This is a genomic window from Thermotoga petrophila RKU-1, assembly GCF_000016785.1.
Classification (GTDB): Bacteria; Thermotogota; Thermotogae; order Thermotogales; family Thermotogaceae; genus Thermotoga; species Thermotoga petrophila.
This window is the reverse complement of record NC_009486.1, coordinates 1,387,116-1,399,795: the sequence shown is the minus strand read 5'-3', so window position 1 is coordinate 1,399,795 and position 12,680 is coordinate 1,387,116. Positions and strand designations below refer to the sequence as shown.

The following is a 12,680-nucleotide window of genomic DNA, read 5'->3' as shown; positions in this document are numbered from 1 at the left end:
GGCCTGGCTTTTTATATTGGAAGAAGGGAGGTATTGATGATGAAAAAGGTGCTTCTTGCTCTGCTGGTAGTTCTGTCGATCTCGATCTTCGCGAAGGCCACCCTTTACATCTACAACTGGGCCGATTACATTCCTGAAGACGTGATCAGAGCATTCGAAGAGAAATACGATTGCCGTGTGGTGTATGACAACTACGCTTCAAACGAAGAGATGTACGCCAAATTCAAAGCCGGTGGTGGAAAAGGCTACGATCTGATATTCCCTTCCGGTGACTATGTTTCGATAATGAAAAAAGAAGGAATGCTCCAGAAACTCGATCTTTCGAGGATACCGAACTTCAAATATCTAGATAAAGACATTCTCACAAAGACCACTTACGATCCCAACCATGAGTACAGCATTCCTTACATGATGGGATCCACTGTTGTTATTGTGAATAAAAAATACGTGAAAGAGTACGAGAAGTCCTGGTCCATCTTCGATAGAGAAGACCTCAGGGGAAGAATGACTCTCCTCGATGACATGAGGGAAGTCCTCGGCGCTGCCTTGAAGTATCTCGGATACTCCGTCAACACGAAGAACCCGAAAGAACTGGAAGAAGCGAAACAGGTTGTTCTCAGATGGAAAAAGAACATAGCCAAATTCGACGCCTCTTCGTACGCTGATGGTGTTGTTTCCGGTGAGTACTGGGTGGTGCACGGATACGCAGAAGACGTCTATCAAAGAATACCCGAAGGAGAGGAAGAATACTTCGACTTCTTCATACCAAAAGAAGGCGGTACGTTGTGGATCGACAACATGGTGATCCCCAAAGGGGCAAAGAACGTGGACCTCGCCTACAAGTTCATCAACTTCATTCTCGAGCCAGAAAACGCAGCGAAGATAGCGGATTATCTCGGTCTTCCCTCACCGAACGTGGAAGCCAGAAAGTACATGCAGACAGAACCCATTTACACCATAGAAGATCTCAAAAACTGTGAATTCATAGAAGACGTGGGAGAAGCCCTCGAACTTTACAACAAAATATGGCTCGAGATCATCATGTGACGGAGTGAGTGAAGTTGATCGGAGGAGAAGTTTCAATAAAGAACGTCAGCAAATTTTTCGATGACTTCCAGGTTTTGAAGAACGTCTCCCTGGATATAAAGAAAGGAGAGTTTTTTTCCATACTCGGCCCATCGGGTTGTGGGAAAACAACGCTCCTTCGCGTGATAGCGGGCTTCGAGGGTGTGGAAAGTGGAGATGTTCTCCTGGATGGAAAGTCGATACTGAATTTGCCTCCAAACAAAAGGCCCGTGAACATCATATTTCAGAACTACGCTCTGTTTCCTCATCTCACAGTTTTTGAAAACATCGCGTTCCCCTTGAAACTCAAAAAACTATCCGAGAACGAAATAAACCAGAGAGTGAACGAACTGCTTTCGCTCATAAGAATGGAAGAACATGCTCAGAAAATGCCTTCCCAACTGTCTGGTGGTCAGAAGCAGAGAGTGGCGATAGCGAGGGCCCTCGCCAACGAGCCGAGGGTCCTCCTTCTCGATGAACCGCTGAGCGCTCTCGACGCGAAACTGAGACAGGAACTCCTTGTCGAGCTCGACAATCTTCACGATAGAGTCGGTATCACCTTCATTTACGTAACACACGATCAGGCTGAAGCGATCAGTGTTTCAGACAGAGTCGCTCTCATGAACGAAGGAGAAATCGTTCAGGTTGGAACTCCCTACGAGGTGTATGAGAGCCCGGTCAACGTCTTTGCGGCGACTTTCATCGGAGAAACGAACCTCATGAAAGCCGAGGTTGTTGAAGTGGAAGATGAATATTACGTCGTAGAAAGTCCAGGAATCGGCCAGTTCAGGTGTTACAGAGACAAGGAGGCGAAAAAGGGTGATGTATTGCTCATCACCCTGAGGCCCGAAAAGATCAGAATTTCGAAGAGGGAATTTCAGTCCGGTAAAATTTTCAACGTGTTTCACGGAATCGTAGAAGAAGAAATATACATGGGACACCAGACGAAGTACTTCGTTCGACTCGACGAAGGCTACATAATGAAAGTTTACAAACAGCACGCAAGGTACATACTCGATGAGCCGATCATAAAATGGGAAGATGAAGTGTTCATTACGTGGAATCCAGATGACAGCTTCATTGTAGAGGTGCTTGAAGAATGAAATACGTGTACTTTCTGTGGTTGCTCTTTCTTTTCATTCTTCCCATCTCAATAGTTTTTGTTTATAGCTTTCTGGAGCCACAGATCTACGGTGGGATCAAGTGGAGCTTTTCCCTCGAAGCGTATAGCTATCTTCCAAGGTATCTGGCACTCATCTGGAGATCCGTCTGGATCGCCGGTGTTGCGACGTTCATTACCCTCGCTGTGGCGGTTCCTGTTGCCTTCTACATAGCCAGAAGCAAGCTTAAAAACTTTCTTTTACTTTTGACGGTTATACCCTTTTGGACCAACTCTCTCATCAGAATTTACGCTTGGAAGATAGTTCTTGGCAACAACGGACTCATAAATCAGTTTCTCGGCCTGTTCGGCATTGGTCCCGTTCAATTTCTCTACAACTCTTTCGCTGTCATACTGGTGATAGTCTATACCTACCTTCCTTTCGCTATACTTCCTCTTTATGCCGCCATGGAAAAGGTGGAAGACAGTATCCTTGAAGTGTCCTTGGATCTTGGAGCCAGCAGGATGTACACGTTCACCAGGGTCCTTCTTCCCAACGTCAGAGCGGGCCTTCTCACAGCTTTCGTTTTCGTATTCATTCCCGCCCTTGGATCCTACGCCATACCGGATCTCGTCGGTGGCGTGAACTCCAAGATGATAGGAAACGAGATCGTAAGGCAACTTCTGACCGTCAGAAACTGGCCCGTCGCGTCCGCGATGTCCAACATTCTCACCCTGATAGCTCTCCTGAGTATCATCTTTGTGATGAAAAGGGGAGAGAGACGTTGAAACCAGGAAGATTCATAAAAACCATCGTGATCCTGACAATGGTGTTCTTCTATTTGCCGCTTTTCATAGTGGTGTTGATGTCCTTCAATTCGGCGAAATCTCCTGTCTGGAGCGGCTTCACACTCAAGTGGTACCTGGAGCTGTTCACGCGGGAATATTCGGTCTGGCATGCGTTCAGAAATTCGCTCATCGTGGCCATCGTCTCCAGCACGGTATCAACGGCGATTGGAACCTTAACGGCGATAGAACTCTTTTGGAGAAAGAGCAGGTTAGAAAACTCTATCTGGTTTCTCACGTATCTTCCATTCGTGGTACCCGACGTGATCATCGGTATATCCCTGCTTTTACTTTTCTCGATGTTCAAGGTTCAGCTGGGACTCTTCACCATAACACTCGCACACATAACGTTTTCGATTCCGTACACTATGATGATCGTTCACTCCAGACTTCAGGATTTCGACAGGAGCATCATAGAGGCAGCTTACGACCTTGGAAGCACGGACTTCCAGGTGTTTTACAGAGTGATTATCCCAAATCTCGTTCCCGGCATAGTTGCTGCCTTCCTTCTTGCCTTCACACTCTCCATAGACGATTTTGTGATCACCTTCTTCGTGGCTGGCCCAGGATCGACCACCCTTCCGATTCAAATCTACTCCATGATAAGGTTCGGCATCTCACCTACAGTAAACGCCATTTCCACCTTCATGATCGCCGGGACTATCCTGATCGGTTTTGTGCTCAGGAAATTCGTGAGGTACATCTTCTGATAGAATTGTGGTAAGGGGAGGGATAAGATGATAGATATAAAGCTCATCAGACAAAATCCCGATCTCGTGAAAGAAGCCCTCAGAAAACGAGGAGAGGATCCTGCTACAATCGATGAGATTTTGAAGATCGATGCCGACTGGCGCACTACCATCACGAAAACAAACGAGCTGAGATCCAGAAGAAACGAAATTTCCAAAAATGTGGCAAGGTTGAAAAAAGAAGGGAAAAACACAGAGGCAGAGGCACTCATCGAAGAAGGGAAAAGATTAGGAGAAGAGATAAAAGCGTTAGAAGAAAAAGAAAAAGAACTTCAGAAGCAGTTGAACGACCTCCTTTTGATGGTCCCGAACATCCCACATGAGAGCGTTCCCGTTGGAGAAGACGAATCCCAGAACGTTGAAGTGAGAAGGTGGGGAGAGCCGAGAGAATTCGATTTCACCCCGCTCGCTCACTGGGACCTCGGACCCGCGTGGGGGCTCATGGATTTCGACAGGGCGACCAAACTCAGCGGTTCCAGATTCACCGTCATGTATGGAAAACTCGCAAGACTCGAGAGAGCTCTGATAAACTTCATGCTTGACGTTCATACAAAGGAACACGGTTACACGGAAGTGTGGGTCCCACATCTGGTGAAAAGGGAAACCATCACTATAACCGGACAGCTTCCCAAATTCGAAGAAGAGCTTTACCTCGCTGAGAGGGATGACCTGTTCCTCATTCCGACGGCTGAGGTTCCCCTCGCAGCGCTTCACAGTGGAGAGATCCTCGAAGAGAAAGAACTACCGAAGAAATACGTCGCTTACACTCCCTGTTACCGTAGAGAAGCGGGAAGTTACGGGAAAGATGTGAGGGGGATGATCAGACAGCATCAATTCGACAAGGTCGAGCTCGTCTGGGTGACCACACCGGAAAGATCTTTCGAAGATCTTGAACAGCTTGTGAAAGACGCCGAAACCATTCTTCAAAAACTGGAGCTCCCATACAGAGTCGTTTCGCTCTGTACGGGAGATCTCGGGTTCACCTCCGCAAAAACCTACGATATAGAAGTGTGGCTTCCTTCCTACAACGCATACAAAGAGATATCTTCCTGCAGTAACGTGACGGACTTTCAGGCAAGAAGAGGAAACATGAGATACAGAAGGAGATCGGATGGAAAGCTCGAATACGTTCACACGTTGAACGGATCGGGCATTGCCGTTGGAAGGGCACTCGTTGCGATACTGGAAAACTACCAGCAACCAGACGGCAGTGTGAGAGTGCCGGAGGTGCTCGTTCCCTACACAGGGTTCGAGGTGATACCGTAGTGCCTCACCTCTTCTACGGAACGGCTCAAAACGGTGAGGTGATATTCGACGAAAGGGAAACACACCACATGAGGGTCGTGCGCTTAAAAGAAGGAGATGTGATCGAAGCAACAGATGGAAAAGGCTTTTCATACACGTGCATTCTTGAAAGCTTGAAGAAAAAAGTAGCTACAGCCAGGATCGTAAAGGCAGAAGAGAAAGAAAAAAAATCTGCTGAGAAATTGAGCGTTGTTGTTCCGATCGGCAGGTGGGAAAGAACACGTTTTCTCATAGAAAAGTGTGTTGAACTCGGGGTGGATGAGATCTTTTTCCACAAGTTCGAAAGATCCCAGCACGAGATCAGCCTGGATAAGACAAAAATTGTTGTTAGAGAATCAGCAAAGCAGTGCAGAAGATATCTTTTTCCAAAGGTGAGTTTCCTGGAGAAACTGGAACTCAGCGGAAACGTGATAACACTGGATCTGGATGCCTCTCAAAACCTGCTCGACGTGAACTTAGAAGGCTCGATAACGGTGGTGGTCGGCCCCGAGGGAGGGTTCTCTGAGAAAGAAAGAGAACTGCTGAGGTCTTCCACAACCGTTGTTAGTCTTGGGAAGAAAATCCTCAGATTCGAAACAGCTGCGATATTGACCGTTGGATACATCGCTTTAAAAAAACAAAAAATCTGAACGGAGGTGTTCACACATGAAGAAAGGCGAAAAGATACTCTCTTTTGTCAAGCAGGAAAAAGAATTGATAGAAGACTACAGGAAAAGCCTTCACGATGTTAAAAGAAGTGACGAAGTGGGAGATGTTTTCATCGAGTTCGCTCTCAAGTTCCTTGAAAAGGTCCTGGAGGACTTCAAGCCTGAAGAATACACCGAAGATATCGCTTTCGAACCAGAGAAAGAGAGCTACACTCTGAGCGAGCGCCTGAAGGAAAGGATAGGGGAGGATCTTCTCAAGAAGAGCGATCTTCCTGCTATTCTTCAGCGATTCTGTGAGATGGCAGCGCACAGGTGGAAACAGCTCAAAGCCGACGAGGAAAAGACAGATTTCTTCAAGAGACCCGGCCACGAGATGAGGAGAGATTGAATGAAGAGTGAAAGAATACTGGTCGTGAAAACGGAAGACTTTTTAAAAGAGTTCGGTGAATTCGAAGGATTCATGAGAGTGAACTTCGAGAACTTCTTGAACTTCCTGGACCAGTACGGATTTTTCCGGGAAAGAGAGGAAGCAGAATACGATGAAACGACGAAACAGGTGATACCTTACGTAGTTATAATGGATGGCGACAGAGTCCTCATCACAAAAAGAACAACAAAACAGTCCGAGAAGAGGCTCCACAATCTTTACTCTCTCGGAATAGGCGGTCATGTGAGAGAAGAGGACGGAGCAACACAACGGGAAGCGTTTTTGAAAGGGCTCGAACGCGAAGTAAACGAGGAAGTGGATGTCTCGCTAAGAGAACTGGAATTTCTCGGACTCATAAATTCGTCAACAACCGAAGTGAGCAGAGTACACCTTGGTGCTCTATTTCTCGGCAAGGGAGAGTTTTTCTCTGTAAAAGAAAAAGATCTGTTCGAATGGGAACTCATAAAGCTCGAAGAACTGGAGAAGTTCTCAGGAGTGATGGAAGGTTGGTCGAAAATATCGGCAACGGTTCTGCTGAACTTGTTTCGTACGCAAAACTGAATCTCTACCTGGATGTGCTTGGAAAAAGATCCGATGAATACCACGAAATAGTGGGATTGTTTCAAACGATTTCTCTTCACGACACACTCACTGTAGAAATCTGTGATGGAGGTTTCTACCTGGAAAGCAACGTAGCTCTGCCCTCGGACAACACGATCAAAAGAGCCTGGGAGATGTTCAGGAAAAACACAGGAGAAGAATTCGGCCTCAAAGTCACGTTGAAAAAGAAGGTCCCAGTAGGCTCTGGCCTTGGAGGAGGGAGTTCCAACGCTGCAGCGATTCTCAGATATCTTGGTGAAGTTTTCAAAATACCTCTTGAAGACCTTCTGAATATAGCAGCTCAGGTGGGAAGCGATGTACCCTTTTTTCTTTACGGAGGAACCGCTCTTGTGAGAGGAAGAGGAGAAATCGTGGAAAAACTCGAAGATATTGAAGGGTACTCTGTCAATCTGTTCTTCCCGGGCATTCACTCTTCAACGAAAGAAATGTATCTGTCTCTCACACCAGAGATGTACAGAAAAGGACCCGGCAGGGTAGAGGAACTACACAGGGCTTATCTTGAAAGGGATTACGAAAAGATAAGGAAACTCTCCTACAACGTGTTTGAGAAGGTGTTCTTAGAGAAACACCCGGAGGTAATGTATGGACTGAGAAACTTTGGCGATGGTTCCATAGTGAAAATGATGACGGGAAGCGGAAGTGCCTTTTTCGCTCTCTACCCTCTAGACGAAGGAAATTACCCGTTTGTGGGAGGTGTTTAAGTTGGATCTCAAACGCTTCATAAGAGATATACCTGATTTCCCGCAGAAAGGCATCGTATTTCGCGACATAACACCTCTTTTGAGAAATCAAGAAGCCTTCAAAGAAGCGATCGACAGAATGTGCGAACTCGTTTCTGACAGGGATTTCGATCTCGTGGTGGCTCCCGAAGCGAGGGGGTTCATCCTCGGAGCTACCATGGCGTACAAACTGGGAAAGGGTTTCGTTCCGGTGAGAAAACCGGGGAAACTCCCGTATAAAACCGTGTACGAAGAGTATCAGCTGGAGTACGGCACTGAACGGCTCCATATACACGAGGACGCTGTAGAGAAAGGCCAGAGAGTGCTCATAGTGGACGATGTGCTCGCAACGGGAGGAACAGCAGAAGCGCTCATAAGACTGGTTAAAAAACTCGGTGGGGAAGTGGTTTCCCTCGCTTTCCTCGTCGAGCTTTCATACTTGGAACCAAGAAAGAGACTGAAAAGTTACGATATCAAAACTCTGATAGTCTACTGAGGGGTGAAAGTATGAGTTTAAAATTCGACTTTTCCAATTTGTTTGAACCGAACATCTCCGGTGGTTTGACAGATGAGGACGTAAAAAGCGTAGAGGAGAAAGTTACAAGTGCAGTTCGAAACTTCGTAGAAAACACTCCCGATTTTGCAAAGCTGGACAGAAGCTGGATCGATTCTGTTAAATCTCTCGAGGACTGGATAATAAACTTCGATACGGTCGTTGTGCTGGGAATTGGAGGTTCTGGACTTGGAAACCTGGCTCTTCACTACTCCCTCAGGCCTTTGAACTGGAATGAGATGACCAGAGAGGAAAGAAACGGGTACGCCAGAGTGTTTGTGGTGGACAACGTGGATCCAGATCTCATGAGCTCTGTTCTGGACAGAATCGATCCCAAAACAACTCTTTTCAACGTGATATCGAAATCCGGTTCCACCGCTGAAGTAATGGCGACCTATTCGATAGCACGTGGGATCCTCGAAGCTTATGGACTAGATCCAAGAGAACACATGCTCATCACAACAGACCCGGAAAAGGGCTTTTTGAGAAAACTCGTGAAAGAAGAAGGTTTCAGAAGTCTCGAAGTGCCTCCTGGAGTGGGAGGAAGGTTCAGCGTTCTCACACCTGTTGGCCTCCTCTCAGCCATGGCGGAAGGCATAGACATAGACGAACTGCACGAAGGTGCAAAGGATGCCTTCGAGAAGAGCATGAAAGAGAACATCCTTGAAAATCCAGCGGCAATGATAGCACTCACACACTACCTCTACTTGAACAAAGGAAAGTCCATTTCTGTGATGATGGCGTATTCGAACAGAATGATCTATCTTATGGACTGGTACAGACAGCTCTGGGCGGAAAGTCTTGGAAAAAGGTACAATCTCAAGGGAGAAGAGGTTTTCACCGGCCAAACTCCCGTGAAAGCGCTGGGTGCAACCGATCAGCACTCACAGATACAGCTTTACAACGAAGGGCCGAACGACAAGGTAATAACCTTCCTGAGAGTTGAAAACTTCGACAGAGAAATAGTGATCCCGGAAACCGGAAGAGCTGAACTCAGCTATCTTGCAAGGAAGAAGCTCTCCGAACTCCTACTCGCAGAGCAGACAGGAACAGAAGAAGCACTGCGAGAAAACAACAGACCGAACATGAGAGTGACATTTGACGGACTCACACCGTACAACGTAGGTCAGTTCTTCGCTTACTACGAGGCAGCCACCGCCTTCATGGGTTATCTTCTTGAGATCAATCCGTTCGATCAGCCCGGTGTGGAGCTCGGGAAGAAGATCACGTTCGCTCTCATGGGAAGAGAAGGTTACACTTACGAAATAAAGGAAAGGTCGAAGAAGGTGATTGTAGAATGAAAATCTTCGAGGAAGTGATGCGTGAAGGAGAGAAGGTTTTCTTCATAGAGGGCGGTCCTCTCGGTGAAGAGGGAACGTACATCATCGTTTCGGACGATCCAACCGTTGAGGAGAGGATCGCAAAAGTCATCGAGGAACTGAACACAACGAGTGTCATCTTTCTTGCCGAAGATGAATATGAAAGGTTCAAGAACGAACTGGAGAAAAAGGCAAAGAGAATATGGTGATCGGTGTTACAGGAAAGATAGGAACGGGAAAGTCTACCGTCTGTGAGATTCTAAAGAATAAATACGGAGCCCACGTTGTGAACGTGGATAGAATAGGTCATGAAGTGCTCGAAGAAGTGAAGGAAAAGCTCGTCGAGCTTTTTGGAGGATCTGTCCTGGAAGACAGGAAAGTAAACCGAAAAAAACTCGCCGACATCGTCTTTAAATCACAGGAGAACTTGAAGAAGCTCGAATCAATCGTCCATCCCTTGATGAAGAAGAGGGTACAGGAAATAATAAACAAAACGAGCGGCCTCGTAGTAATAGAGGCCGCTCTTCTGAAAAGAATGGGACTGGATCAGCTGTGCGATCACGTCATCACAGTAGTCGCAAGCAGAGAGAAGATACTGGAGAGAAACAGAGAAGCCGACAGACGTTTGAAGTTTCAGGAAGACATCGTTCCACAGGGAATAGTAGTAGCGAACAATTCCACTCTCGAAGATCTCGAAAAGAAGGTAGAGGAAGTGATGAAACTCTTATGGGAGAAACGAGAATAACAGGGGGAAAGTACAGGGGAAGGAAGTTAAAAACAGGAAATTTCTTCAGACCCACCATGTCTTCTGTGAGAAGCGCCCTGTTCAACATGATAGACGTCGAGGGAAAAAGCTTTCTCGAACTCTTCTGCGGAAGCTGCGTGGTGAGCTGTGAGGCTCTGAGCAGAGGAGCGGAAAGAGTGGTCTGTGTTGACAGATCAAAGCGTGCCCTCAGTATATGCAGAAAGAATCTCGAATCACTCAACGAGACAGCCACGATCATTCACAGTAACGTAGTGGACTTTCTTCAAAACACCGATGAAAAGTTCGACGTTGTCTTTCTCGATCCTCCGTACAACGATGTAGAGATCATAAACAAAACACTTTCCTTGCTTCCGAAAGTCATGAAAGAAAACAGTTTGGCTGTTCTGGAGAAGAGTAAGAGAATCGAACTGGATTTTTCAAACTTTGAAGTCGTCAAAAGAAAAGATTACGGTGAGACCGAACTTGTTTTTCTGAAGGTGAAACGATGAAACTGAGGCCATGGGAATTCTACGACAGAATAGCAAGAGCGTACGACAGTATGTACGAAACACCGAAGTGGAAGCTCTATCACAGACTGATCGGATCTTTCTTAGAGGAGTATTTGAAAAACCCCTGCAGAGTTCTCGATCTCGGTGGAGGAACCGGAAAGTGGAGTCTGTTCTTGCAGGAAAGAGGTTTCGAAGTAGTTCTCGTCGATCCATCGAAAGAGATGCTGGAGGTTGCGAGGGAAAAGGGTGTCAAAAACGTCGTTGAAGCCAGGGCGGAAGATCTCCCCTTTCCTTCAGGTGCCTTTGAAGCAGTTCTCGCTCTCGGCGACGTTCTGAGCTACGTTGAAAACAAGGATAAAGCGTTTTCAGAGATAAGAAGAGTGCTTGTACCCGATGGATTGTTGATAGCAACCGTGGACAACTTTTACACTTTTCTTCAGCAGATGATCGAAAAGGACGCGTGGGATCAAATAACACACTTTTTGAAAACACAAACCACAAGTGTGGGAACCACACTCTTTTCTTTCAATTCTTACGCCTTCAAACCAGAAGATTTGGATTCTCTGGAAGGATTTGAGACGGTAGATATCCGCGGAATCGGTGTGATGGAATACTCGGACGAACAGATCAGTGAAAGGAAAGAAACCATCTTCCAGCTGGAACGGGAACTTTCAAAGGACAGAAACATCATCTGGAAGGCCGGTCATATATTCTTCGTTCTGAAAAAGAAAAGAGGAGCCTGAAGGCTCCTCTGTGGTGGGTGCGGCAGGGATTGAACCTGCGACCTCTTCCTCGTCAAGGAAGCGCTCTCCCACTGAGCTACGCACCCATTCCGTTTAATTATGATACTACAAGCATCTGACTATGTCAACCATCCAGTTCGATGCCGTTCAACATTTAACAGAAAAATTTCCGATGAGGGTACTTGAAAAGGGTGAAAACCTGTGCTATTATATATGTCGGAGTTGCCGAGGTGGTGGAACTGGCAGACACGCATGGTTGAGGGCCATGTGGCTTCGGCCCGTGCGGGTTCAAGTCCCGCCCTCGGCACCACAAAATCAGCCGGAGGATTTTCCCTCCGGTTTTTTTGTTAACCTCCCCAGTCCAAGAAGAATCCCCAAAATTATGAACAGATAATAATTGAAGAATCTCCAGACGAGCATGGATACCATCGCATCAGTCTTTTCGATTATGTTCGAGTATACAACGTAGTAAGCCAGTTCCGTTGCACCGCTGGCACCGGGTGTAGGAGCAAAATACACAATCAGGCTGAGAGCAAGCTGGATACTGACCACCTGGAACAGAGAAACATTCACATTACGATTGACGGCTTTCATCGCAAAATAAGTACTCGTGTGTATTAGCACGACCATCAAACCCGACAGAATCGCTACCGCTAAAAACTTCAGTTTGGAAGCTTTTCAGAACTCCCTGGTGGCCGAAACGTATCCAAGTATTCTTTCCTCCACGAGTCTTTTTAAATCGTCTTCAGATTTTCTGGAGAAAAACGTGAAGATCTTCAAAACAAGTCGTGACATGAAGAATCTTCGCAGAAAACCCTTACTGAAGGACAGGAGGATTATGAAAACGTAGAAAAGCAAAGCCAGAACTATTCCTGCAAAGAAAAAGTCACCGAGGATACCGAGTTCTTCGAAGGTATCAAAATAGACCATGAAGAAGGCAAAACCGGAGATGACGGAAAATGAGAAAGAAGAGAAAAACCTCACCGCTATCGCAGATGCCGATTTTTCAAAGGGAATTCCAGCCTTTGTGAGATGATAGATCTGGAAAGGCTGCCCTCCCGCAGCGAAAGGTGTTACTGCCCCCACATAGAATCCCCAAAGAGAGTTGGCCACACAGGTTCCGAAAGGAACATCTTTCAGAAGTATCTTGGTTCTGAAGGCGTCCACTAAAACAATACCTGAAAAGTTCAGTGAAAGAACCATCAAGAAGAGTGGTTCTACGTTCTTCAACTCCTTCCACGCATCACCGCTGCCCCAAAAGGAAACCATGAGAGCCGTGGCACCGAGGCCTATGATCAGAGCTAAGAGTAGATTCCTCTTCATAATCATCTCC

At 46.5% G+C, this 12,680-nt stretch carries 15 protein-coding genes, 2 tRNA genes and 1 pseudogene; 16 read left to right on the top strand and 2 right to left on the bottom strand.

Annotated elements, in window-relative coordinates; all coding sequences use genetic code 11:
* Nucleotides 1-36 precede the first annotated feature (36 nt).
* The 15 genes from TPET_RS07195 to TPET_RS07125 are packed head-to-tail and all read left to right on the top strand — an operon-like array spanning nucleotide 37 to nucleotide 11,347.
* Entirely contained in the window at nucleotides 37-1,047 is a 1,011-nt protein-coding gene (locus TPET_RS07195) for an extracellular solute-binding protein (RefSeq protein WP_011943878.1), read from the top strand.
* A 14-nt stretch (nucleotides 1,048-1,061) separates the two neighbouring features.
* Nucleotides 1,062-2,168 carry an ABC transporter ATP-binding protein gene (locus TPET_RS07190; protein WP_012896496.1) on the top strand — a complete coding sequence of 369 codons (1,107 nt, stop codon included), beginning with the start codon at nucleotides 1,062-1,064 and terminating at the stop codon, nucleotides 2,166-2,168.
* Nucleotides 2,165-2,953, top strand: a complete 789-nt coding sequence (locus tag TPET_RS07185; protein ID WP_011943876.1) for an ABC transporter permease — start codon at nucleotides 2,165-2,167, stop codon at nucleotides 2,951-2,953. The genes TPET_RS07190 and TPET_RS07185 overlap by 4 nt, the downstream gene beginning before the upstream one ends.
* Nucleotides 2,950-3,720, top strand: a complete 771-nt coding sequence (locus TPET_RS07180; RefSeq protein WP_011943875.1) for an ABC transporter permease — start codon at nucleotides 2,950-2,952, stop codon at nucleotides 3,718-3,720. Before TPET_RS07185 ends, TPET_RS07180 begins: the two co-directional genes overlap by 4 nt.
* A gap of 27 nt (nucleotides 3,721-3,747) precedes the next feature.
* Nucleotides 3,748-5,025, top strand: a complete 1,278-nt coding sequence (serS, locus tag TPET_RS07175) for a serine--tRNA ligase (protein ID WP_011943874.1) — start codon at nucleotides 3,748-3,750, stop codon at nucleotides 5,023-5,025.
* Nucleotides 5,025-5,693 carry a 16S rRNA (uracil(1498)-N(3))-methyltransferase gene (locus TPET_RS07170; RefSeq protein ID WP_011943873.1) on the top strand — a complete coding sequence of 223 codons (669 nt, stop codon included), beginning with the start codon at nucleotides 5,025-5,027 and terminating at the stop codon, nucleotides 5,691-5,693. Before serS ends, TPET_RS07170 begins: the two co-directional genes overlap by 1 nt.
* Before the next feature lie 16 nt (nucleotides 5,694-5,709).
* Nucleotides 5,710-6,099 (top strand): hypothetical protein, encoded by a 390-nt coding sequence (locus TPET_RS07165; RefSeq protein WP_004081579.1) that lies wholly within the window; start codon nucleotides 5,710-5,712, stop codon nucleotides 6,097-6,099.
* Nucleotides 6,100-6,699 (top strand): NUDIX domain-containing protein, encoded by a 600-nt coding sequence (locus TPET_RS07160; protein WP_011943872.1) that lies wholly within the window; start codon nucleotides 6,100-6,102, stop codon nucleotides 6,697-6,699.
* The gene (gene ispE / locus TPET_RS07155; RefSeq protein WP_011943871.1) at nucleotides 6,645-7,460 is read left to right on the top strand and encodes a 4-(cytidine 5'-diphospho)-2-C-methyl-D-erythritol kinase; all 816 of its coding nucleotides are present in this window, start codon (nucleotides 6,645-6,647) and stop codon (nucleotides 7,458-7,460) included. The genes TPET_RS07160 and ispE overlap by 55 nt, the downstream gene beginning before the upstream one ends.
* 1 nt (nucleotide 7,461) lies before the next feature.
* Nucleotides 7,462-7,974: an adenine phosphoribosyltransferase gene (apt, locus tag TPET_RS07150; protein ID WP_011943870.1), complete on the top strand. Its 513-nt coding sequence runs from the start codon at nucleotides 7,462-7,464 to the stop codon at nucleotides 7,972-7,974.
* Nucleotides 7,975-7,985: 11 nt separating this feature from the next.
* Nucleotides 7,986-9,332 carry a glucose-6-phosphate isomerase gene (locus TPET_RS07145; protein ID WP_011943869.1) on the top strand — a complete coding sequence of 449 codons (1,347 nt, stop codon included), beginning with the start codon at nucleotides 7,986-7,988 and terminating at the stop codon, nucleotides 9,330-9,332.
* On the top strand, nucleotides 9,329-9,559 hold the full coding sequence (locus TPET_RS07140; protein WP_004081587.1) for a hypothetical protein: 231 nt from the start codon (nucleotides 9,329-9,331) through the stop codon (nucleotides 9,557-9,559). Before TPET_RS07145 ends, TPET_RS07140 begins: the two co-directional genes overlap by 4 nt.
* A complete protein-coding gene (coaE, locus tag TPET_RS07135; protein WP_011943868.1) occupies nucleotides 9,553-10,095 on the top strand; it encodes a dephospho-CoA kinase in 543 nt (180 codons plus the stop codon). Before TPET_RS07140 ends, coaE begins: the two co-directional genes overlap by 7 nt.
* Entirely contained in the window at nucleotides 10,077-10,604 is a 528-nt protein-coding gene (rsmD, locus tag TPET_RS07130) for a 16S rRNA (guanine(966)-N(2))-methyltransferase RsmD (protein WP_011943867.1), read from the top strand. The genes coaE and rsmD overlap by 19 nt, the downstream gene beginning before the upstream one ends.
* A complete protein-coding gene (locus TPET_RS07125; protein WP_011943866.1) occupies nucleotides 10,601-11,347 on the top strand; it encodes a class I SAM-dependent methyltransferase in 747 nt (248 codons plus the stop codon). Before rsmD ends, TPET_RS07125 begins: the two co-directional genes overlap by 4 nt.
* Nucleotides 11,348-11,358: 11 nt before the next feature.
* Here TPET_RS07125 and TPET_RS07120 read toward each other — a convergent pair.
* Nucleotides 11,359-11,433: transfer RNA gene (locus tag TPET_RS07120), tRNA-Val, on the bottom strand.
* A 138-nt stretch (nucleotides 11,434-11,571) separates the two neighbouring features.
* On the opposite strand from TPET_RS07120, the gene TPET_RS07115 reads away from it, so the two are divergent.
* Nucleotides 11,572-11,657: transfer RNA gene (locus tag TPET_RS07115), tRNA-Leu, on the top strand.
* Nucleotides 11,658-11,662: 5 nt separating this feature from the next.
* On the opposite strand, the pseudogene TPET_RS07110 reads toward TPET_RS07115, so the two are convergent.
* Nucleotides 11,663-12,670 (bottom strand): annotated as a pseudogene (locus tag TPET_RS07110) (lysylphosphatidylglycerol synthase transmembrane domain-containing protein).
* Nucleotides 12,671-12,680 lie beyond the last annotated feature (10 nt).

What these genes read in the sequence shown, in the direction of transcription:
- TPET_RS07160 (WP_011943872.1), top strand. Translation starts at nt 6,100, where the DNA reads ATGAAGAGTGAAAGAATACTGGTCGTGAAAACGGAAGACTTTTTAAAA.
- rsmD (WP_011943867.1), top strand. Translation starts at nt 10,077, where the DNA reads ATGGGAGAAACGAGAATAACAGGGGGAAAGTACAGGGGAAGGAAGTTA.
- TPET_RS07140 (WP_004081587.1), top strand. Translation starts at nt 9,329, where the DNA reads ATGAAAATCTTCGAGGAAGTGATGCGTGAAGGAGAGAAGGTTTTCTTC.
- TPET_RS07165 (WP_004081579.1), top strand. Translation starts at nt 5,710, where the DNA reads ATGAAGAAAGGCGAAAAGATACTCTCTTTTGTCAAGCAGGAAAAAGAA.
- serS (WP_011943874.1), top strand. Translation starts at nt 3,748, where the DNA reads ATGATAGATATAAAGCTCATCAGACAAAATCCCGATCTCGTGAAAGAA.
- TPET_RS07185 (WP_011943876.1), top strand. Translation starts at nt 2,165, where the DNA reads ATGAAATACGTGTACTTTCTGTGGTTGCTCTTTCTTTTCATTCTTCCC.
- TPET_RS07125 (WP_011943866.1), top strand. Translation starts at nt 10,601, where the DNA reads ATGAAACTGAGGCCATGGGAATTCTACGACAGAATAGCAAGAGCGTAC.
- TPET_RS07195 (WP_011943878.1), top strand. Translation starts at nt 37, where the DNA reads ATGATGAAAAAGGTGCTTCTTGCTCTGCTGGTAGTTCTGTCGATCTCG.
- coaE (WP_011943868.1), top strand. Translation starts at nt 9,553, where the DNA reads ATGGTGATCGGTGTTACAGGAAAGATAGGAACGGGAAAGTCTACCGTC.
- TPET_RS07145 (WP_011943869.1), top strand. Translation starts at nt 7,986, where the DNA reads ATGAGTTTAAAATTCGACTTTTCCAATTTGTTTGAACCGAACATCTCC.